At 46.3% G+C, this 22,992-nt stretch carries 14 protein-coding genes, 1 tRNA gene and 1 pseudogene; 2 read left to right on the forward strand and 14 right to left on the reverse strand.

Annotated elements, in window-relative coordinates:
- Positions 1 to 476: 476 nt before the first annotated feature.
- The 4 genes from DZC79_RS19780 to DZC79_RS19795 form a co-directional block, all read right to left on the reverse strand.
- Positions 477 to 1,556 carry an NUMOD4 domain-containing protein gene (locus DZC79_RS19780; protein WP_198666963.1) on the reverse strand — a complete coding sequence of 360 codons (1,080 nt, stop codon included), beginning with the start codon at positions 1,554 to 1,556 and terminating at the stop codon, positions 477 to 479.
- A 250-nt stretch (positions 1,557 to 1,806) separates the two neighbouring features.
- Positions 1,807 to 2,421, reverse strand: a complete 615-nt coding sequence (locus DZC79_RS19785; protein WP_118953359.1) for a hypothetical protein — start codon at positions 2,419 to 2,421, stop codon at positions 1,807 to 1,809.
- 7 nt (positions 2,422 to 2,428) lie between these two features.
- Complete coding sequence (locus DZC79_RS19790; protein ID WP_118953360.1) at positions 2,429 to 6,955, reverse strand: T6SS effector amidase Tae4 family protein; 4,527 nt, start codon at positions 6,953 to 6,955, stop codon at positions 2,429 to 2,431.
- Positions 6,956 to 6,986: 31 nt separating this feature from the next.
- A complete protein-coding gene (locus DZC79_RS19795) occupies positions 6,987 to 10,427 on the reverse strand; it encodes a hypothetical protein (protein WP_157977295.1) in 3,441 nt (1,146 codons plus the stop codon).
- A gap of 1,308 nt (positions 10,428 to 11,735) precedes the next feature.
- Between DZC79_RS19795 and DZC79_RS19800 the strand changes: the two genes are divergently transcribed.
- The gene (locus DZC79_RS19800; RefSeq protein ID WP_118953362.1) at positions 11,736 to 13,184 is read left to right on the forward strand and encodes a hypothetical protein; all 1,449 of its coding nucleotides are present in this window, start codon (positions 11,736 to 11,738) and stop codon (positions 13,182 to 13,184) included.
- Between the two features lie 407 nt (positions 13,185 to 13,591).
- Here the strand turns inward: DZC79_RS19800 and DZC79_RS19805 are convergent, their stop codons facing one another.
- The 5 genes from DZC79_RS19805 to DZC79_RS19830 all read right to left on the reverse strand — a co-directional run bounded on the left by DZC79_RS19805 (position 13,592) and on the right by DZC79_RS19830 (position 17,347).
- Positions 13,592 to 14,290: a nucleotidyl transferase AbiEii/AbiGii toxin family protein gene (locus tag DZC79_RS19805; protein ID WP_118953363.1), complete on the reverse strand. Its 699-nt coding sequence runs from the start codon at positions 14,288 to 14,290 to the stop codon at positions 13,592 to 13,594.
- Positions 14,248 to 14,751 (reverse strand): DUF6922 domain-containing protein, encoded by a 504-nt coding sequence (locus DZC79_RS21545; protein WP_198666964.1) that lies wholly within the window; start codon positions 14,749 to 14,751, stop codon positions 14,248 to 14,250. Before DZC79_RS21545 ends, DZC79_RS19805 begins: the two co-directional genes overlap by 43 nt.
- A gap of 389 nt (positions 14,752 to 15,140) precedes the next feature.
- Positions 15,141 to 15,479, reverse strand: coding sequence for a helix-turn-helix domain-containing protein (locus DZC79_RS19820; RefSeq protein ID WP_232831888.1), 339 nt, complete (start codon positions 15,477 to 15,479; stop codon positions 15,141 to 15,143).
- Between the two features lie 269 nt (positions 15,480 to 15,748).
- Positions 15,749 to 17,041: a site-specific integrase gene (locus DZC79_RS19825; RefSeq protein ID WP_118953365.1), complete on the reverse strand. Its 1,293-nt coding sequence runs from the start codon at positions 17,039 to 17,041 to the stop codon at positions 15,749 to 15,751.
- Between the two features lie 233 nt (positions 17,042 to 17,274).
- Positions 17,275 to 17,347 (reverse strand) — tRNA-Lys (locus tag DZC79_RS19830).
- A gap of 142 nt (positions 17,348 to 17,489) precedes the next feature.
- On the opposite strand from DZC79_RS19830, the gene DZC79_RS19835 reads away from it, so the two are divergent.
- Positions 17,490 to 18,131 (forward strand): MBL fold metallo-hydrolase, encoded by a 642-nt coding sequence (locus tag DZC79_RS19835; RefSeq protein WP_118953366.1) that lies wholly within the window; start codon positions 17,490 to 17,492, stop codon positions 18,129 to 18,131.
- Positions 18,132 to 18,136: 5 nt separating this feature from the next.
- Here the strand turns inward: DZC79_RS19835 and DZC79_RS19840 are convergent, their stop codons facing one another.
- The 5 genes and pseudogenes from DZC79_RS19840 to DZC79_RS19860 all read right to left on the reverse strand — a co-directional run bounded on the left by DZC79_RS19840 (position 18,137) and on the right by DZC79_RS19860 (position 22,950).
- On the reverse strand, positions 18,137 to 19,849 hold the full coding sequence (locus DZC79_RS19840; RefSeq protein ID WP_118953367.1) for a sodium:solute symporter: 1,713 nt from the start codon (positions 19,847 to 19,849) through the stop codon (positions 18,137 to 18,139).
- Positions 19,850 to 20,015: 166 nt separating this feature from the next.
- On the reverse strand, positions 20,016 to 20,783 hold the full coding sequence (locus tag DZC79_RS19845) for a fatty acid desaturase (RefSeq protein WP_118953368.1): 768 nt from the start codon (positions 20,781 to 20,783) through the stop codon (positions 20,016 to 20,018).
- A 107-nt stretch (positions 20,784 to 20,890) separates the two neighbouring features.
- Positions 20,891 to 21,602 (reverse strand): annotated as a pseudogene (locus tag DZC79_RS21710) (DUF4166 domain-containing protein).
- A complete protein-coding gene (locus DZC79_RS19855) occupies positions 21,550 to 22,476 on the reverse strand; it encodes a DoxX-like family protein (protein WP_118953369.1) in 927 nt (308 codons plus the stop codon). The pseudogene DZC79_RS21710 and the gene DZC79_RS19855 overlap by 53 nt, the downstream one beginning before the upstream one ends.
- A 54-nt stretch (positions 22,477 to 22,530) precedes the next feature.
- Positions 22,531 to 22,950 (reverse strand): VOC family protein, encoded by a 420-nt coding sequence (locus tag DZC79_RS19860; protein ID WP_118953370.1) that lies wholly within the window; start codon positions 22,948 to 22,950, stop codon positions 22,531 to 22,533.
- Positions 22,951 to 22,992: the final 42 nt, after the last annotated feature.

Raw genomic sequence — 22,992 nt, forward strand, 5'->3', positions numbered from 1 at the left:
GGAACGACACTTGAAGTCCTTAAAACTCACGCCACACAAGCTTTAATAGAAATCGGTTACCCAATTTAGGTAACTAGCATGGTAACCGAAAGGGTCACCATAATCGTTGAATTTCTTTGAACTGCTTATTTGGAGAAAACGTTGATGAAAAGCGTTTTAAACAGAAAAAGCGCACCTATGTGCGCTTTTCAGTTGATTTCTGTGATTCCGCTGGGATCGTAAATCATTTCGAAAACCACTGTGAAAGAGTTGGTTAGAGATAAAAATACCAATTGGTACCCTTAACGTTACCCTTACAGTTTGTTATTATTTGTAGCGTTTTGATAAGAACTTATTTAAAATAAAGGTACAACCTTAACCTCACATTCGAAAGTATTTTGATAAAAATTCCTTAAAAACAAGGCTTTCCAATACATTCCTTTTCTAAAAAAGCTCGTTTATAGAATTATTCATTGGAGTCTTATTTGTGTTTATCATTAGTCGACCAGCTTGCGTTTAAGCAGTAGGTTATTGTAATGTAGGTTGTACTGATTGCCATCTTTATAGTAAATACGCATTGAACGGTCTTTTAGGTCAAAAGCTTCAACAAAAAGTAAGTATACATATCTAGCGACAAAATGGGACTTTTTTTTATTCGCTTTGGATAAGGTAACGCATAAAGTCGATCTGGAGTCTTCTGGAGTCGTTTTCTTATTGGCCGGCGTTAGTTTCTTTATAACTTCAGGATACCATTTTTTTAATGCACCCACTGATACTTTGGCCAGCGCTTTTACCCTTCCGAAGTTTGAAACCCGGTATAATCCTTCATAGCCTGGAATATCCTTCCATAACTCACCATCCATACTTTTTAAAGACAGATTCGCGACTGCTCCTATAGACTTTTGCTCCTTCTTTGTCAATTTCAGGGAAGCATTAATTATTGATCCTGGTTGGGGAGAGAGGAGGCTTTTTTTCAGTTTTTTGCTTTTGCCCTGCTGCCATACGAAACCCTTGTATAAAATGCTGTGGCCGCTTGCGGCGTCAGCAATAGCTCTTTCATTGAAGCCATTTTTTCTCCCCGCTTCATAACTACTCGCATACTGGGCAATAAGATTACCCTTTGAGTCAAACTGGCTGACTGGTTTGCGGAAAGGACTTTTAAAACGTCCATTTTCATAGGATTTGTTACGCAATTCACCGATATTGGTAGCAATAAGATTTTGAAAATGCAGGTTTAACCCATCACCGTCTTTATAGCTGATTAGAATCTTCCTATCCTTTAGTTCAATGGGCGCAATAAAGGCATGATAGACCAACCGTCCAACAGAAAAGCAGTATTTAACGCCATCGAGATTAAGAGAGGTTAATAGCGTTTTGAGGTCTTCATTTACTGTTTTATTTCTTACTACAGAGCACTTTTGTCGCAAGATTTTTGCCGCAATAGGTTGAATACCTCCATGATGCATCACCCGCGTCCGCTGTAGCGATTTGATTCGCCCCACTGAAGAAACAGCATAGTATCCCTCAAAGCCTGGTACAGGCTTCCAAATCTCGCCTTCAATATCGGCTAATGACAAATTTTTATATGGGTATGAATCCAATTATAGAAAATTTGAGTACTATAAGGTCGAATTCTTTCTACGTTTTTCATCGAACAAATACCTTGAACAATGAGGTCTAGCGAGACGTTGTGAAAAAGAAAAATCCTTCTATTTGTGCATAGTGTACAATAAACTTAGGCCATTCTCTTTTAAGAAATCAATGATTGCAGTATTTGGTGACAATACGTTAAACAAATTGCACTCAACAGTTAACCGTTTTATTGTATTATTGCCATTTTCCTCCAGCAAATATCTTTATCCACCCTCTTTTACTGTCAAATCCATAATACAGTGTTTGTGTTTCTCCAAAAAGAGTCCCGTCATCTGATATGCTGTAATTTTCATACTTTCTTATTATAGCATATTTGTGGTTTTTATTGAATGCTGGTCTGCAAAAATAATATCCATGGACCTCACCGTCTTTTGGCTCGACAAGTTTTATATTTTTTAACTCACAGGGGAAATTTTTTACTGTAGTATCTTTCATCTGCCTGGAAATATACTCTTTATCCTCCTTTGTAAATAAGCTATCAGTAATAGGATAAGCAAACACATACCATATTTTATAAGGATCTATTATTTCGCTCTTAAGTCTCTCCTCTCTTTCTTTTCTTGTTGTAGGTAAGGCGTAACCGGGTACATCAAAGTCAACATCTACACCAATATTCCATTTCTTGTATTTGTTAGATACTATTATTTCCTTTAGGTTCTCGCTTACCATAATATCAGATATCACTTTATTTAAGACCATTTGTTCTTCTGATGTAATTTTTTTGTTGTTCACGCAACCTATTTGCAACATAGCAAACACTCCCAAATATAATATTACTAGCTTTTTCATTGTTAAGTTATTTTAAAGGCCAAAACCAGATTTTAACCCTATCGTCATATAAATATCTTATCGTTCCAGGTGTTGCTAAATAATGCCCATTATAAAAATCAATGTGCCCAGTACCACTTGCGCCATAAGAAAATTCACTATAAATTACGCCCTTTTGATGTCGGTAACTCTTATTGAATTCATCGGGGGTTAATACCATTGGTCCATATTTACTTTTAATACTACCTTTAACGGGTGGACCAAACGCCTTTGCAAACCACTTTGCTGCGTTGTCAGCCCCCCGGATATATTTTCCTCCATCAGTTGTGAGCTTATCAAATTGAGAAGCACCTGAAATATCAGTTCCATTCTTTTTTAACGTATATGACCACCTAATTGCGCATTCGTTTTCATAATCATTAGGATATAGATTGATCGGCTCACCTTTTGCATCTAATGGATATGTATCATAAAGTTGATCTATAGGTGCAAGCGTTATTTCTCGTCCGATGTTTGTTTGGCTGGAACTGCTATTTTTCTGCTGAGGATCAGGCTCAGGATCATCATAGTCATTTAAAGTCCCCGTCGAGCTTTCAACGGAAGAAACTGAAATTGGTCCAATTTCAACTGTACCCTGTGGTTCATAACGTTGACCAGTCATCCAAGCCCACATCATTCCTGCCTCGACACCATAGTAGTATTCGTTCTGAGCGGCTTTAGGTGCCCCCCAATTACCTTCCCACAAGCCCAACTCCATTTGACTTGTTAAAGGTAATTCCACGAAGCCCGTCCACCATCCACTACCACCAATGGCATCCAAAGCGCGGATAGTAGCTTTATTTTGAGTAGCCCCGTAGGAAATACTGGGTTTGACTTGCGTCCCGTTCGGGTCAATGATGCTCTCAGGCGCATTGCCCATGGCTGCATAGGGGCTCCATACCTGTTGCCCGCTGGCATCGGCCAATGGGTCGACAGCCAGGAACCGACCGGTCTGCGGGTCGTATTGCCGGGCCTGGAAGTCCATCCAGTTCAGCCCAAGGTCCTTGATATATTCATTGCTTTGGTATTTGCGGCGATTCTCCCTAAAATCGGTAGACACACTACTCAGCGGCTGTACTGGCAGGCCATGCGGGTAATAGTGGTTTTCTTCCAGCAGGTTACCCTTGCTGACTTCCACCTTCAGCTTATCAAAGAACATATTGCTGCAGGGGATACACTGCAGATCGCGCCAGCGGCTGTTCAAATATACGGCTAAATAACCGTTGGCAGGGATCACCATCGCGCCATTGCTGCCGATAGAGCCCCAGGTACCGTTACCGTTCACCTGGTAGGCACCGGCAAATTCGCTCACCAGCTTCATGTTCTCGTCAAAGAGGGCATAGGTAAGATAAGCCTGTGGTCTTTGCGGGTCAATACCCTGGGTTTGAATCAGGTCTTCAAGGGCGTAGAAATTCTCCTGGGTAAAAAGCTCATTAACTAATTTGGTATTGTGACTCTCGCCGGGAAGGCCGCCCACACCATTAGTCAGGGTACTGATAATACTTCCCATCATTTGTTCGGCGGTCACCGGTTCGGTAGTGTTGCCTTCAAAGCTTTCATAGTAGTTGTTGACGTTCATGTCCACCCTGTCGCCGGCCATTACTTTCACCAGCAGGGAGGTGCCCACTTCACGCCCGGCCTCAGCGCCATTGAGCCGCCCTGCCTTATTGTCGCCCGGGTCGGTGCTGGCGGGCTTATTGTCCCGTATCTCGCCTACTTTCTCAAACAGCATCCCTTCCAGGTTGGCGCTGGCCACTTCGTAGGTGGCCAGGTACTGGCGTATCTCGTAGGTAATGATGTCGATAGTGCTGCGCACATTGCCCAGGTGATCTTTGACAAAATACTCTTCTTTTATGGGTGTCGTGCTGCTATAGTCGAATACGGTGCGGCCTTCGGCGGTAAGGACGTACTGCAGGGTGTCGTTCTTGTAGATGAAGTTGCCAATGTAGTCAGTGCGCTTCGTTGGTTTTCCGGGATCGATCACAAGCTCCTGCACTTTATTACCACCTGCATCATAGCTGTATTCTATCTTTTTGCCATTGGTCAAACGTATTTCCGAGGGTTTATTCAAGTGGTTGTAAGTGACTTTGTCGATACCTTTATTGGCATCTACTTTCAGGTTGCCGTTACCATCGTAGTCGTAATCGTTACCGCCGGGATGGCCGTCCTGGAAGTCGCCGGCGCCATAGTCGGCGATGCCCTGGTCGCTGACGGCGTTCAGCTGGTTGCCGTTAGTATAGCTGTAGCTCAGAATATCCATGTCCACAGGGCCGATACCAGGCTTTACGCCGCGCTGCTTCATCGACAGGATATTACCGTTACGGTCGTAATAGAGATTGGACACGCTGAAGTCTAGCTGGGTCTTGCTCCAGGGAGTCAGGCTCTGGAGGTAATAATCAGCGCTTTTGAGCCTGCCGGCCAGGTCGTAGTCGTAACCGTAGGCATGCATGCGCGCATCATAATAGACAGAGGCGTCACCATTACTGCCCCGCCATACCATACCGGCGATCTTATTGTCATAACGGGGCTTGTCGAAGCCGTAATCGTATTTCAGCGATTCGCCGAAAGTCAGGTTCTGGCCCTGTTTATTACCCGTCTCGGCATAGATGCCATTAATGCCCGTCAACTGTTCGCGGATGTTGTAGCTATAGTCCTGGGTCTCGCCGTTGTTACCCAGTACCTTGCGCCATACCCTGCCCAGCTCGTCGTAAGTATAGCTGCCGGTAAGAAGCCAGGAGGCGGCGCCATCCACTTTGCGCCAGGTCTTGCCCAGACGACCGGTGGTGGCTTCGTATTCATTTTTGTTCAGCTCTGTGTGTTGGGCGTAGCCATCGGCGCTCTTATCATTGATTGACACCTGTTTGGCAACAAGCACCTGGCCACTAAAATTGTATTGATTATTAGTGTAAGCAGTATGAATTAAATTCCCACTTTCATCAGCATCCTGGCCAGCGGTGTATATCAGACGGCCTTTATCATCATAAAAGAGTGCGGTCCTGCGCCATGCGGCAATATTTCCTGAAGCTTTGGCCTCAGGCGAGGGCAATACCCTAACTAGGCTTCCGGTAACGGCATTTAGGTTTTTAAGTGTGCGCTGCGGGGTTTCCGCGCCGCTGTTGGGATACTGTAGTTCACCGTTTTGCAGCTTATAGCTGCTCCAGGTATTCCAGAGATCACCGTTGGGATCGACTTCCCTATAATCGTCGTAGTAGTTGTAGCTCCAGATCTCGCAGTAATCTAAGGCGGTGGGATAAACATGGTAGAGGTTATAGTTTTTGGCATAGTACAGCCAGCTATTAGTGGGATAAGTTGAGTTGTCTTCCATCACAGCGACAAGCTGCTGCCGTGTTGCATTGGTAGCCTGGCCTTTACCAGTCACGATTGGGCGATCCATGACATCATAAAAAGTAAAAGACCACCACCCTCCGGCGCTTCTCAGGCTGCTATCCTGGTAAAATACCAGGCGGTTCCGTTTATCATACACAAAATACTCCCAGCCTTTTCCGGGTACTTTCTGCTCTACCTTGCGGCCTTTGTTGTCGTAGCGGTATTGGAAGCAATATTGATCCAGCACTGTTTGGCTGATGCTGCCGTTGTTGTGGGCCGCATCGGCTATGGCCGGAGGAAGGATATAACGGAGCCGGCCCATAGCATCATAGATATAATAGGTCTTGTTCAGGATGCCGCCCAGGGTATAGGGCGCTGTATTGACCACGCCAATGGTATCGGTAGCCTGCTGCAGCACCACGCGGCCTTCGCGGTCCTTAAATGTCTTGGAATAGGGAACAATACTGTTGCTGGTTTCACCGGGAATGCGGGTCAGCTCACCAAAGAGCCGGCCGGCGCTGTAGTAGCCGCTGCTCACCGGTAGCCCGGCAGCATCCAGGCTCCAGCGCCGCACTTCGCTGGCGCCATTAGTGATCCTTTGCTTTTCGATACCCCGCAGCTGCCCCACCTGGCTTTTGCCGGGGGCATAGCTCGTCTCCGAACGCTTGCCGGCATTAGAGGTATTTTCGGTATAGCTATAGGCGCTCGTACCTTCGCCGGGATAAAGGTTATTGTAATAGTTTTGTTGCTCCGTAAAAGCGCCCGCCCGGAAGCCGAAGCCGGCGGCGCTGTAGGGCAGGTAGCCCACAGGGGTCACCCGGAAGCGGCTGTCGGCCGGGCTCACCAGGCTTTTGCCGGGGGTAAAGTTATGCGTTACGGTCTGCATGTTTCTGGCGAAGCCGTCCAGGTACTTGGTGCTGACCTGTACATCGGCAGGCGCACTGCTGGTCGTTAGTTGTGCGGGGTCTGCGATGGGTACTTTGGGTACGAAGCTGCGCTGGTAGTTGAACAGCCCAGAAGTATTGACGTTGATGGCCGGCGGCACCGGAACGGTATTGGTCTGCGTGCCGGCGGGGGCAGACTGGCTCAGCTGCGGTTTGTTCACCGTTTGGGCATAGCTGCCGGGGGCTGCTGCGATGCAGAGCAGCGGAAGAAGAACTTGGATATAGCGATGCAAAAAGGATTGCATAAAATAAAGGATAAAGGGTGAGTGATGGGTTTTATTCTGCGCCTTTTACGGTGTACTGGGTCTTGCTGCGGATCTGGCCTTCCTGGTCGCGTACCAGGGTCTGCCGGCCCAGGGCATCATAGCTGTACGTAGCGAAGCGGCCGTTGACGTCGGTCTCCGAGCTGAGGCCGAAGAGCGGTGCATAGGTCTGGCTGGTCATCCGCGCAGCGGCCGGGTACAGGCGTACTTCATCCAGGTAGCTGTTGGCAGCCGTGCCCGAGAAGCTGACGATCGTACCGCTGGTTTGCGGGGTAAAACGAATGATGTATTGCCGCCAGCTGTTGTTCACGGTGGCTACAGGCGCCGGCAAAGTCTGGACAACGCCCCCGGCCGTTACCATCGGAACGGTACCCCTTACCCAGAAGGAGAGCACGTATTCTTTGCCTTGCTGCAGGTTCTGTGTGCCGGTCATCTGGTTGGAGACATTGGTTACGTTATTCCACAGCGACAGGCAGGAACCGCCGGTCACACCGCCGGCGGCCAGGCTCTTGGCCGTGTAGGTAAAATTGGTATTATAGGCATTGGTCTCGAAGCTGCTGTAGGCGATATCGGTATAGCGGCTATTTATGGCCTCGGCAATCTTCTGCCCGCTGATGCTGTCCCAGATCATGGCCTTGTATTGCTGGCCTTCGGGCAACCAAGTCTCCAGGGGATTGCCGCGCACATCGAAGCGGGTCACTTCGCTGATACGGGTGAAATACGGTACATCATCCTGGCTGTTATAGGCCGCATAGGCCTTCTTGCCATCTGTATTGTAGGCGCCGGAGAGATACTGGGTATAAGTAACCGGCTCCAGGCTGCGGTACTGGTACATATTACGTACAAAAACCTGGGTATTGGCCGGACTGCCTAAGGTTCGTATACCAAAGCCCGTAAAATAAGCGTCCAGCAATACACCGTTCTGCGGCATAGCGCCGCTGGCCGTACGTTTCCAGCGCTGGGCCGCCATCAACCGTTCTTGTCCCTTCATCGGCTCAAAGAGGGTAGCACTGCCGCCGCTGATCACGGCTGCCGTCAGGTCATAATTATAAAGATTGAATTGCCAGATCTCCTCATCATTGCTGTTGGTGGTGATGGTGGCCTTCAGGTTTTTGTGATCATCGTATTGGAAGCTGGCTACATCGGTGGTGTAATTGGTATTGTCCAGGTATTTGTAGCTGGTGGAGCGGATCAGCTGCGCCTCTCCGTTAAAGGGCTTGTAGGGATCGGTAACCGGTACCCGGCTGATGGAAAAATTGAACCCAGCTGTAGGGGCTGTATGTGCGGGTACAGAGTTGTCTTGAACAAAGGAATACTTCGCATTTTGTACGCCGCGGTCTGCTGCGGTAGTGGAATCCATGCTGAAAGCATATTCATTCACCGAGCGTTCTATCAAATTGCCATATTTGTCATAATCTTTCGTCTCTAATGGCAAGCCCATTTCCCATTCCCGCAGGTATTGCTTGTCGGCATAGGGAAACTCAAAAAAATGCTTACCGCCACCGACACGCACGTATTTAGAAGAGGATAAAGCATCTGTAAAATTGCTGAAGCGGATATCCCGGCGCGATACTGTGCTGCCGTCAACAGTGACAGTAGTGCTAACGAAAGAGTAACCATGATTGGAGCCTGCCACCAGGTGATGCGGGCTCATGTAAGTATTGGTTAAGAAGCCGCCGCCGGGATAGGTACCGGGATTGTTCACTTCCTGTATACGCTGGGGATAGTGAAAATAGCCGCCGGTGAGAAAGCGTTGTCCTTCGATATAATTAAAGCTGGTCGTACGATTGTTGCCCTGGTGAAACTCGTCCGTTTCAATGATGCTGGTCAGGCAAAGACCATCATTGGCATCTTTGCCCAGGAAATAATTGTCCGTAGGCAGGAGACTGCTCAGGGCTGTCGGCGTGACGAGCTGATGCGCGCCGTATACAAAATTTATAGTGCCGCCATAAGCATTGCGGATCGCTGTAAGCACGCCGGCCTTCATTTTACTAATGTCTTCGGCCCGGTTGGCGCCGAAGGTCATGCTGCCCACTTTAGGTATTGAGATATTGGTGTCGGCTGTACTGCCACTACCATAAGGAACAGGGGAACGGCCATTGTAATAGCCGAAGTAATCCTGGCTGCCACTGAAACGCAGGGGCAGCTCTGTAGGATCGTAGCTGAAGGTATAGAGCGGTTCGTTGACCGTGCCGTCGCAACTAAGCATCCTGATACCGTCAAGACGTAACCGATGAGATCGGTCAGAGGACACATAAGAAATGTTGATACACGGACTGCCGTATGAAAGCTCGCCTGCAGTATTCCCCCCTGTTTTGACAACCGTATAGCTTTGGTCAAACTGGTAGCGGGTACAATTATCGCCCGAACGAATGCCAATCTCCCTGAGAGCTAGCCCTCCCCGGTAGTCACAACGAAAACCTGTAGTGTCATAGAAAAAATCAGCGGTTACCCCATTGGGATATTGAATTTTTCGGATATACGAAGAGTAGAATCCTTGATCGACCTGACCTGCTCCTGAAGGTTGGTTACTAGCAGTACGGTATGAATATGACCAATAAGCTGTAAAACCTGCACTGCTCTTATTGTAATAAGAATAGATAATTTGTCTACCATCAGCTAGGGTAACACGATCTACTACCCATCGAGTGATGGTGTTATAATTTCCTAGATCGCCCTGTATTGTATAACCATCCATTTCAGCAAGGAGTTGAATATTGGTATAGTCCCCAGGAATAAAGTGATACTGATTGCCTTGTAAATCTGTAATAAGGAATTCAAGCTTTCGAGGATCGGGAATAGCACCGCCGGCATTCTGCACTGCGGTGGCATAATCCTGGCCCTGCGATTGGATGGCCACCTTGAAGGCCCGGTTAGGATTGGTATAGATCTGCCGGCCGGTACCGATATTGAAGCTGAAGGAAAGGCTGCCGGTACTCACGACAAACTCGTCGCTTTCCCGGTCACGGTAGATCATCGGATCGTTCACATCGGCACCCTGGTCGAAGGAAGAAACCAGGCGGCCTCGGAAACGGTTATACTTAGTTGCGGCGTTGGCCCATATGGTGTCGTAATGGCTGATCGACAACTCGTCAGGCAGGCCTTTCACCTGGCGCGATATCGAAAGCTCTGCATTTAATCCAAAATGCAAGCCAACACTTGATGAAATTTCATCAACTTTAACTCCCTTGGTATTATAACCCAAAGAGATGCCGAAGTTGCCGGCTTCATTGCTATAGCTATAAATAGGAATGTTGATGTTGGCGCTGCCATCGTAAAGATTAGGGGCATACAGGCTGCTCATTCCGCCACCCCCAGCGGTACCAGCTCCCATCATTTTGCTGTCGGGTGTAGTACCTGCGAGCGGTGTTTTTTCCTGGGCGTGACTATATAATCTATTGCCGAGCAGCAGAGTTACGATACTTAGCAGTATCGCAAAGTGTTTTGACTTCATAATGATAGGTAGATTATCGTTTTGATTGAAGATGCTAAATGCAATTTTATGTTAAAGCAAGTAAAAATGACTGTAAAAAAATCATGCTATAAATAGATATTTGCTCATCGACTTGGTAACTATAAAGAAGTATTCTAAGATTCCTTTTTCTAAGAGCTTCATTTATGCATTGATTTAGAATAATAGTAAGGATAGATTTTTTTTCATTTTAGTTTGAATTGAATATAAAAAGCCTGAAAAAATTACTGGTAAAAACCTTGATTTTAAACCCAACTTATTCCTAATTACGATGTGCGATTGTAAAATAACCCGGCTAAGACTAGCCAGCTTTTTGCTCACAGACACAGAAAGACTTTGAGACGTTAAACAAATACTTTTAATTAGAAAGCAATTAATTTGGTTACGATTTGGCACAAAAAAGCATCGTGGGCGCTGTCCACATCACTTGTACTTTAGGCTGTCGAAGGCCCCGCACACAAGCAACGCTTAAACGCCCACGATGCTATCGTGGACGTTTAGCTTGTTACTCGGCTGCGTGCTCAAATTTTCGACATTTAAAGTACAGCTTCGTATAGCTAAACGCTATTTAATATTTCATTTGGCAGAAAACTGAAGTTCAGTTTCTCCAACAAAATTAAACCTTTCACCAAGAGCTTACAAAAGCAAATTATCAGAATAACTGATACTTGGTTTGATTGGGGGCAAAAATGCATAATAAGTTTTTATCCCGCAAAGAGAAAAACCTGCGATTTTTCCAGGCAAAAAAAGCACATTCTTCCGAAGTAAATTAAAAAAGCAAAGCCCACGAGTTTCGAGCAAAAGGGCTTCCGTTTAAGCTGTTGTGATACAACCGGACATCTAGCCGTTCACGGAGCATCGGGTGAACCACAGAATTTATATTCTCTACTGTATTTACAAAACCGATAAAGAGAAGACAGAGGGTTGGATGCTAAGAGTGACATATAACAGTAGAGGCGTATCAATGACCACCTCTTTGTTTATCCTCACTTTATGGCGCAATACTTAATGTCCCAATCGTTTTCACCAGACTCAGTTTCTACAATCTTTACAATATATTGAACGATACAGGATGCATTCAAAATAATAGTTCCGGCTTGTTTTTTTGTATTGTCCTCACATTGTTCCTTCCTTTACTTCTCCGAGGTTTTAAATCTTTTGGTGGGCCGAGAGCAGCCCTTAATTTACTCAGTGTATTTTCACTTAAAATATCCATACGTTTTTTCTAAAAAGATACTATTTTTATCTTGTCTATAAAATTAAAATAGTGAACATAATATAGATTTTGGCATGCAGCTTCTTGAACAAATACTCCCTAAAAAGTTTTTTCTTATTGAAGTTACGGATAATAATGTCAGCGAGCTATGCAAAGCCCTTTCAGATAAAGTTACAGCCCATAACTACAGGTCTGTATATAATGAGTTGCTACGCTTTTTAAATACCCACCCGCAGAAGCAAAAGGTAATTCAGTTTTATTATAGCCATCTATCAAGGAAATTTCCTCAAGTAGATGCCAGCTTTTTATTAAATGATCTAAATAAAAAGATTAACTCTCTAAAACCACCTCGTCTTTTAGCTGCGGCAAAACAATTCAATATTTCTAAATCTGTATTATGCGATTTTCTTGTCAGTAAAGGCTTTAATGTAGATAGTAATAAGCCTACATCTCGGATTACGAATGAAATGTATGAGGAATTAAAAAAGGCTTATCACCCAAAAATAACTGATAAACCAAAAGAACAACATAAGGCTGTTGCAAAGCCAGTAACAGAGCCAATATATTTGAATGAAGTTGCCCGTAAATATGGGCTGCTCGAAATGTCTATAATTAGATTTCTTAGCAGTAAAGGATATCGTATAAAGTCAAGAGGAAAAGTTACTCTATCTGAAGAGATGTTGCGATTGATAAAGTCTGAGCTTCGTAGCCAAACCAAATCTTCTGATTGGAACAAGTATAGTAATCATAAAGCCTATGTACAAAATATCAATGGAATAACTGAAATTAATTTTGAGATACAATGGAAAGATTTAGTCTTTGATGATTATCAAGTCCGTGTCAGATACGGAGGTAATTTATCGAATCCTTTTATTGTAAAAGAAAGCAGAAAATCTTATAAATATATAGCTAAACATATTCAGAATTTAGGACTGGAGCCACTTAAAGTGACTATCAAAAAAAACAACATTACCAAGATTCAAAATATAGAAAAGCTGAATGAAGTAGTGAGAATATTAAAGATCAAGAAGGAATTTATAGAGAACTACCATTCTGATAAAGTTACAAAAGTTCAATCTGTTTTGAAGCATCTCGAATCTGTTCCCAATGTGCTACTTCGTAAATTGGCACAAAGCAGAAGTATTAGTGAAAGTATCGAATATCTTTGTGAATTGCACGATGACAATTTTAAAATAATTCCAGCTATTGAAATTATAAGTTCTGGTAACAACATTCTCGAACAAGATACTTTTATATTCACTTTTAAAAGTAAGTCTTCGATATTTCTTATTTGGGAAAGTACATTGAAAGGTAGGGCAACATACATTTTCAAATGCTCAGAAATAGATATTGAAGACAAACTTCAAAAAATATTTGATTATATATCGTCAATATCAAATGCCAAAAGAACAAGGTTAAGGAACAGCATGAATGATCAGGTAAACTTAAATTATCTGACACCAATTAATCATACACAATTTGAAAGTTGGAAAACTAAAGTGGATTTAGTCTTGGGGAAATAGAACCTATTCTGATTTCTCGTCTGGAAAGGTGAAGGTTAATGTTGTAGTGAATAAGTTATATAACACGCTTCACAAGATCAAACTAGGTATATTTTTTTGGGGGGGGAGGGATATATCACGTTTTTCTTTCACAAGCTGGAAACAAAAGCGTTTTTTCAAAACCAAAAACCGAAAAAAAGAAAGCACTGGGACAGGGTACCCAAAAGCGAAAGCCAAAAAAAATGGATTTAATGGGGGGCCCCTTTAGGGGGGAACCGTTCATTCCATTTTTTTTGGTAGGTGTGTGCGCTGGCTTGGGTACCCTAAATTTGCTGCCCTTTTTATTGGTGTGGTTTTAAAAGTTCAATTCATTATTTATATAAGCGTAAATTCCGCCGGCTGCCCAGCGGAATCGACTTTGAAAAACTCTATAACCTTCTTCCTTTCTTTCTCGACCCGGGAGCTTCTTCTCTTTGACGCATTTGTTTTCTGCCAGAAACGAAAAGTCGGTTAGGTTCCTCAATCGCCTGAAGTAATCTGATTTGAATTTCATACCATTTCAAATTTTCTTTAAGGTACATGACAGGTTCTTTCATATCAACCCGGCTATGATCTCTGAGCCCTAAGCTGGCTATATTACGACTAGCATTGGGATAATACTTCTCTTCATAGGCATTATACATTTCAGACAAAGGCATCTTTTCCAGCAAGAAATGAACATCTATGAAATCTTTTATCCTACTACCATTATTAACTATGGCATGCAATTTCATCGCTGCAATATCCGGGAGGGAAGCGAGCCGGATAGCTTCAGTATACTCATCGGGTTTTATCTTAGGATACGGGTGGGAAATCAGGTCAGTCTTTACGCCATCAATAAAGCACTGTATACTCCCTTCTGTGCTCTTAATGAATTCTGCGCCGTATCCCTGCTCTAACGCGGCTGTTACTTGAAGCGAATCAAAAGTATTTGTTGCAAATAGGTCAATGTCTATTGACTTCCGATGCCCTAAAATAAGGGCGAGAGCCGTTCCGCCAACCAGGGTGAAATTATTTAGCCGTGGATCGACCATTAGTTGTTTGATCAGCGCCAGAGTTTCGGTTGTGACTGTTTGCGTCTGTAGCATAACATTTCCTCCTTTTTTAAATTAAAAAATAAGGAGGCTTCATCTATACATTCGTCCGGCAAATAAGTAATCTTTTCTTTTAGGGCTATAATAATCGTTTCCTCACCATAGAACCGTTTTAGCTCATTCCAGTGTTCTGGCATCCCACGTTCTAAAATTCGTTGGATTACAGTAGTGGAACTTCCGGCCCAATCTATTTTGTCATACCTGAGATCCCAAAAGAACATAGGTGCAAAATCTGGCTTGGGAGCCGTTACAATTTCCCTTTCTTCAATACGCACATCTTCATCCTCAAAAACAGCAATGCCGGAAGCGAGTTCCTGGCTGATTTTCGAGAGCACATATCTTGGATAGCTTTCAACAAAAACATTTAGGTCATAAAAAAATTCTACATGACGTTTTTGTTTTTTCCATGTCACAAAATATATGATGCTATTGTTTGAAAGTTGTCCGTTTCGCATATTACAAATCTAACCAAATTGAATTATGAAGCCTCCTGATTCTACATATTTTCTTATACAAGTTTCAATAAGTTTGAATAATACGTACCTTCTCAACCTGGGTTTTAGCCTTGCCTAGTTGTCGTTCAGATAAATAATTTCAAGCCTTCGATTTTAGTGTCTGTTTATACTCCCAAATCCAATCGCAGGCCAGCGTCTTCCAGCTTCTATGTGGCTTGCCCATACGGTTCAGCCAGCCAGCATCCTGATGCCGCTTATAAAAAAGGTCTGCTTGCTGGCAGCTCATTTGCTGTTGTAAAAAGTATATTCTGACATAAGCTTTGGGCGGAGGAATATCCTGGCCTGTACCGGCCCTGACATTGCAGCGTTCAGGGTATTTACTGGCCATATCATTGCTTTAATTTCCGGTTTTCGAACATCTGGTTAATGTCCTGCTGATCGTAATAGATCACCCCACCAATTCGAGCAAATGGGAGCGTACCGTTGGTACGCAGAGTAAGAAGCTTACCTGCGGAAATTCCCAGTATTTTCCGCACCTCGTAGGATTTTAGCCATTTCTTGTCATTAAATGTTTTGCTGCTCCTTAACAGCGGTTCCAATGCTTCCAGCAGTTCGGCCTTGAACTGCGCCAAGTCTTCTACAGTGATCAGCTGATCTTTGCAAAGCCCGGACTTTCTTTCTGAGTTGTTGTACATCTTGCCTGTTTTTCGTTCACGAATCTTTTCCACTATTTTTCCTGTACAGGATCAAGTCAAACCAAAAATATTAAAAAGGATTATTGTGATGGGTACAGGGCTAAATTCTAGCTATGTGAGATGAATATGTGCTTTTATAGGCGACGGTGTTATACAAGATAAATTCTGTTTTTTCAGGTGCAGCTATTGCATTTTTCCGTATCCGATCGTGTAACGGAAAGATATTTACTTAAGCCAGCTTTGACGTCAGCGAAGCTTGATCAAAAAAAAGGAACGGCGGGCCGTTCCTTTTATACTTTTTGTTATGCAACCCGGCACTCGAAAAGAGAGGATGGAATTTCCAGCAAAGGTTTATCCGGATTCATGGTCGTAGAAAGTTTCTGTTTAAGTGCCAACATATCCTGGCTAATTTTGCGTGCTACGATCTTAGCATAAATCTGTGTTGTCCTGATAGACTTATGGCCCAATAAGGCGCTCACGGTTTCCAATGGTACGCCGTTAGCAAGTGTTATAGTAGTAGCGAATGTATGGCGAGCCGTGTGGGTTGTCAGGTTCTTTTTAATATTGCAGATTTCAGTTATCTCTTTAAGATAAGCATTGAACTTCTGATTGCTTTTAATGGGCAGTAAAGTGCCGTTTAATTGGCAAAGCGGATGGTTGCGATACCTTTCTATGATTTCCTTAGCAATGGGCAAAAGCGGCACGTTTTCCCGGCACCATGTCTTTTCCCTGTTCTTCATAATCCAGTCTTCGCCATCAAAAAATTTGGTCACGTTTTCGGGTCGTAAAAGCTGTGCATCTTTATAGGCATAACCAGTAAAAACCATGAAAAGGTAACAGTCCCTGATCTCTGCCAGTCGCTCAACAGGCAAGTATTTTTTATATAACAACATAATTTCCTGTTCGTCTAATATATCGCGTTCAGGATTGAAGTAAGAACATTTATAACCACTGATCGGACTTTTTAAAAGCCAGTTTCTTTCTACAGCCGTTTTCAGAACCTGCTTGCTGTTCTTAATATACTTCATGGCCGTGTTGTCTTCCAGCCCTTGTTCAAGGGTCATAAAATCCAGGAAATCTTCTGCAAAGGCATACACGATCTGATCTAAAGCAATGTCATTGAGTCTGTATTCAAATTTCAGGAAATCGGAAATTTTGCTCCTGGTAGTACGCCAGCGGCTTAAAGTGCCTTTGGCCAGTTTTTCCTTTTCTACCTTTTTTTCCATCCTTTCAATCATGAAATCGACGGTCTGCAAAAGCGTCTTGCTCGCTTCAGGCTTCCTTTTATCTTGATAAGAAGCCTTTACCATTTCAGCGGAAACATAATCATGTTTGGCAGCAAGTAGATCATAATGCTGCCTTAGCTTGGCTTTTACCCGGTCTATAGTACTGTTGATCTGCTGGGCTTCGCTACCCCCGCCAGTGGCTATGCCCGCTTCCTGGTTCCACATATCGGGATTGACCTTATGGCCCAGGGACATTTCAGCCCGTTTACTGTCTACGGTTAAACGTACAGTTATCGGCACTTTACCGTCTTTTGACGTTTTTGATCGCTCTAACAAGAGCAGCATCGAAAGCTTTTCATTAACCTTCATAACACATTTTTTAGGTGGACGAATGATCGCTCGAACCTAAAACCCTACACACACACAACCTTCGGGTTAATCGAGGGTACCAAAATAAACAAATAATTTCGGTACCCGTATCGGTACCCTTTTGCCTTGTTTACGTTTGTACCTCTTTGTTATGCTTTTTTGGAGAAAACGCTGATTCTGATTGAAATCAAACGTATTTAAACAAAAAAAGCCACTCCTTAAAGTGGCTTTCGTGATTCCGCTGGGACTCGAACCCAGGGCCCATACATTAAAAGTGTATTGCTCTACCAACTGAGCTACGAAATCGACCGTTACTCGTTCGTTGAACGGAGCGCAAAGGTAAGAACCCGGTTTTTATTTTCCAAATTCCATCACGCAAAATCAGGAAATATTTTAGTCTTATTTTCGCCATCTTATTCATCCTTTTCAGAAAAACCATATCCTGCTTATGCTCCAGGTCGCTGCCTTTATCTTCAACCCTTTCCAGGAAAATACTTATGTGCTGTTCAATGAGCACAAGGAATGCTGGATCATCGACCCTGGTATGTATGGCGCCGACGAGGAGCGCGTGCTTTTCTCCTTCATCGAACAGCACGGCCTGCAACCGAAACAGATCCTCAATACACATGCCCATATCGATCACGTGCTGGGTATCGATGCGGTAAAGGCCAAGTATAATATCCCTTTTGGTATGCATACGCTGGAACAGCCGGTGCTGGCTAATGTAAGGGGATCGGCAACCATGTTCGGCTTTCATATGCCCACGCTTCCCGTAGCCGACTTCTTCATCTCCGAACAGGAAAGGCTGCGCCTGGGCGAAGACGAGCTGGAGGTCCGCCTCGCGCCCGGACATTCACCGGGCAGCATTATCTTCTATTCCGCCGAAAGTGGCTGGCTCATCGGCGGCGATGTGCTGTTCAATGGCAGTGTAGGCCGCTCCGACCTGCCCGGCGGCAACCATGAGACGCTGATGAAGAGCATCAAAGAGCAGCTCTATACTTTACCCGATAATACAGTAGTTTATTCCGGTCACGGTCCTGAGACCAGTATCGGGCAGGAAAAGAAGACCAATCCTTTTGTAAGGGGCTAATAAAATTATAGAGTTTGTTTTTGCTGCTGACGGTCGAGCAAGGTCTGTAGCGGCAGCGACAACAGCATTACCAGCAAGGCGCCGATCACATTGAGCCAGAGGAAAGCGACCAGCTTGAAAATGTAGATCAGCAGCACCAGTATTTCTGCAGTAATGGAAGCGTAAAAGACGGCTTTGCCTTTTACCTGTTTCAGGAAGAAAGCCGTGAGGAAAATGCCGAGTATCGCGCCATAAAACAGGCTGCCCAGCTCGTTTACCGCTTCAATAAGCGAACCCATCTTGGTGGCGAACATGGCCACAGCAATGCTGAACAATCCCCACACCAGCGTATAGATACGCCCGTAACGTACTTGCTCCCGGCCGCTTAGGGGCTGTGCCCGGAAGACCTGGTGAAAATCGACGAGAGTGGAAGACGCCAGCGAATTGATCGCTGCCGAAATAGAGCCCCAGCTGGCCAGGAAGATCACGGCAAACAACAGCCCCACCATACCGGCAGGCAGGTAATGCCGTACAAAGTGCAGGAAGATATAATTGCTGTCGCTTTCCGGTTCGGCAATCGCCGCCTGGTGTTTCCTGATCAGTTTGCTCAGCGTATCTCTCTGCTGCTCTACCTTATGTTGCCCCTCTTTCAGCCGTTGCAGCAGATTGGCCTCCGTCGCCTTATCGTAGGAAGGCGATTGTCGCAGCGCGATCAGCTTCAGGGCCGTTTGCTGATTGCTTTTTGCCGCTTGCTGGTTCTCTATATACAAGGGCTGATAGGCCTCAGGAACAATAGCCGCTACTTTTTCCACAGCGGATTCATTAAAGAACAAGGGCGCTTTATAAATGGTATAAAAGGAGAAAAGCAGCGCGCCGATCAGCAGGATCAGAAACTGCATCGGTATCTTCACCATACCGTTGAGCAACAGACCCAGCCTGCTTTCCCGCATGTCTTTGGCAGTGAGGTAGCGTCCTACCTGGCTCTGGTCGGTACCGAAGTAGGAGAGGGCAAGAAAGAAGCCGCCGATAAGGCCCGACCACAGGTTATACTTGTCGTTGAGGTTAAAAGTAGTGGTGATCACATTCAGCTTGCCCGATTTGCCGGCCAGGTAAAGCGCATCGCCGAAACGGATATGCTCGGGCAGGGAAGCCACCACCAGGTAACCGGCTACAGCCATCGACAGCAGGATGATGCCGAACTGTATCTTTTGGGTATGGGCTATGGCTTTCGCGCCGCCGGTATAGGTATAGATGATAAGCAGGCCGCCCACCAGCAGGTTGGTGAGGTAAATGTTCCAGTGAAAGATCGTGGAAAGAATGATGGCCGGCGCATACACGCTGATCCCGGTGGACACGCCCCTGGAAAACAGGAACAGCACGCCGGTAAACAAGCGGGTCTGACGGTCGAAACGCTTATCCAGGTATTCGTAGGCGGTAAAGACATTGAGCCGCTGGAAGATGGGCACAAAGACCATGCTGATCACGATCATGGCCAGCGGCAGGCCGAAGTAGTACTGCACAAAGCGCATGCCGTCGCCATACGCCTGACCCGGCCCTGAAAGGAAAGTGATCGCGCTGGCCTGGGTAGCCATGATCCCCAGCAGCACGACATGCCAGGGCATTTGCCGGCCTGCACGGAGATAGGTATCGGAGCTGATCTGCCCGCGGCCTTTCCATACGCCAAAGACGATGGTCAGCAACAGTGTGCTGAGCATAATGACCCAGTCCAGACTACTCATGACCAGGCAAGGGTAAACCAGGTGAACAATAAGATCAGCACCAGCAGCCACAGCAGCACAGCCCAGTACCAGCGCCGCCAGTAAGATTGACTCATGTTGCAAGATTAGCGCAAATCCCCTTGAATTCCAATTCTACTATGTTGCCGTTTTGTAAAAGCAACGTGTATCAGTGATGATGGTGGTGGTCCTCGTCATCCAGCTCGGGATGCAGCTTTGCCGCTTCGGGCAACAGCGCGGTGGGCACTTTGGGAAAGGTATGATGCAGATGATGGAAGGCAAATGAGGAAACGATAGGTGTCCAGATACGGGCCATGCGTACACCCGCCATACGGGCAGGATGCCGCGCTGCCATCTTGTGCGGGATATAGGAGGCCCATAGCGGCATGAGGCAGCTGAGCACAAAGGCCACGCCCCAGTATACCAGGCCTGCCAGGGAACCGGTAAAAACATAAAGCAAGATAAACCCGGCCAGCAGCAGCAAAGTAACGGCCGACTCCAGCAGCTGTATCCTGCGCGTATTCGGCGCCATCTTCAACGATGCGATCCTTAAAGCGAATATATGATAAGGTCCGTTGAGGAAGACTTGCTTCAAGGTCCAGCGTGCCGGTGCACCTTCAGGATCGTTATCGCTGAGACATTGCCCGTGATGCCTCAGGTGCGTGACCTTGAGCGCATGGCCGCTCTTCAGCAGGAGCAGCCCGCTCAGGCTCAGCAGTAGGTCATTGGTACGCCTGGAAACACCCAGGGCATTATGAATGGTATCATGCATCTGTACAAAGCCGGCCAGGCAGGTAATCAGCGCCAGGGGAATGGCCAGCCACCAGAGCTTCATAGAAGCGCAAAGCACGTATGCGGCCAGCAGGAGCCAGGGCCTGGCGATCTCTATACGCCTTTGCAAAGGGCTCAGCTGAAAAGGTGTTGATGATCTGGTCATGGGCCTTCGATTTACGAATATAATAATGAATTCTGGTTGCTTCGGCAGGCTTAGCAAAACAACCCTCTATCGGTTCCTGAACTTGTCGAAAGGACAAGCAAAACGATCTATTGCCGTAGCTCTTCCCTTGCAGGGCGGGCATCGGCAGGAACCTCGCCGGTCAATGGCCGGAACGCCGCTTTGAAATGGCCTTTATAGCCGAACAAGGTACCAAAGGTCCTGTTCCTGACGGTGACCTGTATGTTGAAGCGGTCCAGCGCCTCGTCGTAAGACTCCTGCACTTCGGCATTCCCCGAGAACATATCAGGATAACGGAAAGCAATGCGCCCTTCGTAGAACCGCTGGTTACCGGAGCGGATGGTAATGCTGCGGTCCTCGTTTACCCTGATGTCAATATCGACCGCCAGGTGCTGCTTGCTGCCCAGATAATCGATAATGATGCTCCGCCTCGTTATAGATCATTGTTGCATCGAAGCGCCGGATCTTTTTTCCGAAATGGAACTTACGGTTCCAGCTCACCGTCTCGCGGCCGAAGGTATCGCGGTACGCATAATTCTCAATAGTGAACGGTATGTTCGTACCCGTTTCGGGAAACATGATATTGCGGAAGGTGCCCAGGTACAGGAAGGGTAGGGTATGCCAGCCGGCGTTGCGGACACGCTCCATCACGCCGGTGCCCAGCATGTACACCGGCTTGTCGCTGCTGATGCCGAAGCGTTGCTGCATCATCGGGTGCAGACGGTCGAAATCTTTACCCAGATATTGCTTATAGATCGACATGCTTTTTCTTTTGAGGTTGACGAAGGCAGCGGCCGGCATCGGGCAGGAGCGGGCGCAATGCCAGTACGGCCAGCGATAGCGCCATAATGCCGAAGCTTGTGGTGGCCGGGTTGAACGGCGCCTTGTATATTCCCGCTTTGGCAAAGAAGGCGGCGCAGCCCAGCGCCAGCAGGCCGGCCAGGTTCAGGTAATGAAGCATCCGGTTACGCCCCATGAAGAGAAAGAGCAGGCCGAAGATGATCTCGCCGATACCGACGGCATATACCGCCGCAGTTTCCATGCCGGGCAGCAAGCCCGAAGCTTTCATCATTGCCAGCTCGCCGGTCTCCATATAGAGCAGCTTGGGCACGATGCCATGATATAGCCAGGAAAGGGCAATGGTAAAGTTGGCCAGCAGGAACACCAGGTAAGCTCTGCGGGCCGCACCAGGTGCGATATCCCGGTCAAGCCACAGCCGCAGGGAATCGAAGCTCCAGGCTGTAGCCCAGCCGATCATCGGGCGGAAAAGATAACGATCGATGAGCCGGCCAATAACGCCTTGCCGTGTTTCATAATCGTACCAGGTAAGAAAAGTGACCCCTTCGCTGTGCGGGATGTATTTCCAGTAGCCCGAACCGGTACGGATAAGCGAGATTTTTTCATCGGACCAGAACTTTAATGCAGAAGTGCTTTCACCGCTTTCCTTGCTGTGGCTGCCGCTGGTCATGCCTTTGCCCGAAACGTTAAGGCCGAAGCCGATCTTCGTTTCGTACAAAAAATGCTGCGGTTCTTCCGCGCTGGTCCTGGGCAGGTATTCGATACGGGTAAAACGAAGATCCCAGCGGGAATGGATCTCGGGCGTTTGCGTGTATTGCCAGAGCCGTTCCAGGCTGGACTCCATTTCGATCTCTACGTAAATGGGCTTTCTTTTCAAGGACAGGAAAACGCCTTAGGGGCGTATGCCTACAAATTTAAGGATAATTGGCAATCAGCCCCGCTGCATATCGCGCCATACTTCTTCATTAAAAAGACATTCCCACTGGTGCCCGTCGGGATCGCGGAAATAGCCGGCATAGCCCCAGCCATAAGTCGATGCAGACCCTGCAGTAGTACCCCCGGCTGCCAGGGCGGTTTCCAAAAGACGGTCTACGGCCGCCTTGTCTTCCAGGAAAAGGCTCATGATGCATTCGGCAGTACCCGGCGCCGCATTTTTCTGCCCCGTAATATCTGCATAGCCGGCAAAGTCGCTGCGGGTGGTCAATACGAGGCTCATGTATTTGTCGATGCTGAAGAGTACCAGGTCGCCGGAAGTTTCGGACGCCTTTTCGCCAAAGATCATTTCATAAAAACGTTGCGCACGGTCCAGGGCATCGACCGGGATCGTAATGCAATTCAGTCTGGCTTTCATAGCTTTTGTATTTAAAGGTTAGCCATCTCATATCCTTCCTGC

It is taken from the genome of Taibaiella helva, from assembly GCF_003545695.1.
In the GTDB taxonomy this organism is placed as follows: domain Bacteria; phylum Bacteroidota; class Bacteroidia; order Chitinophagales; family Chitinophagaceae; genus Taibaiella; species Taibaiella helva.

Bases quoted from the DNA above. Each gene is read 5' to 3' on its own strand.
- DZC79_RS19790 (WP_118953360.1), bottom strand. From the start codon at position 6,955: ATGCAATCCTTTTTGCATCGCTATATCCAAGTTCTTCTTCCGCTGCTC.
- DZC79_RS19825 (WP_118953365.1), bottom strand. From the start codon at position 17,041: ATGAAGGTTAATGAAAAGCTTTCGATGCTGCTCTTGTTAGAGCGATCA.
- DZC79_RS19800 (WP_118953362.1), top strand. From the start codon at position 11,736: ATGCAGCTTCTTGAACAAATACTCCCTAAAAAGTTTTTTCTTATTGAA.
- DZC79_RS21545 (WP_198666964.1), bottom strand. From the start codon at position 14,751: ATGCGAAACGGACAACTTTCAAACAATAGCATCATATATTTTGTGACA.
- DZC79_RS19860 (WP_118953370.1), bottom strand. From the start codon at position 22,950: ATGAAAGCCAGACTGAATTGCATTACGATCCCGGTCGATGCCCTGGAC.
- DZC79_RS19805 (WP_118953363.1), bottom strand. From the start codon at position 14,290: ATGCTACAGACGCAAACAGTCACAACCGAAACTCTGGCGCTGATCAAA.
- DZC79_RS19840 (WP_118953367.1), bottom strand. From the start codon at position 19,849: ATGAGTAGTCTGGACTGGGTCATTATGCTCAGCACACTGTTGCTGACC.
- DZC79_RS19795 (WP_157977295.1), bottom strand. From the start codon at position 10,427: ATGAAGTCAAAACACTTTGCGATACTGCTAAGTATCGTAACTCTGCTG.
- DZC79_RS19845 (WP_118953368.1), bottom strand. From the start codon at position 20,783: ATGACCAGATCATCAACACCTTTTCAGCTGAGCCCTTTGCAAAGGCGT.
- DZC79_RS19785 (WP_118953359.1), bottom strand. From the start codon at position 2,421: ATGAAAAAGCTAGTAATATTATATTTGGGAGTGTTTGCTATGTTGCAA.
- DZC79_RS19835 (WP_118953366.1), top strand. From the start codon at position 17,490: ATGCTCCAGGTCGCTGCCTTTATCTTCAACCCTTTCCAGGAAAATACT.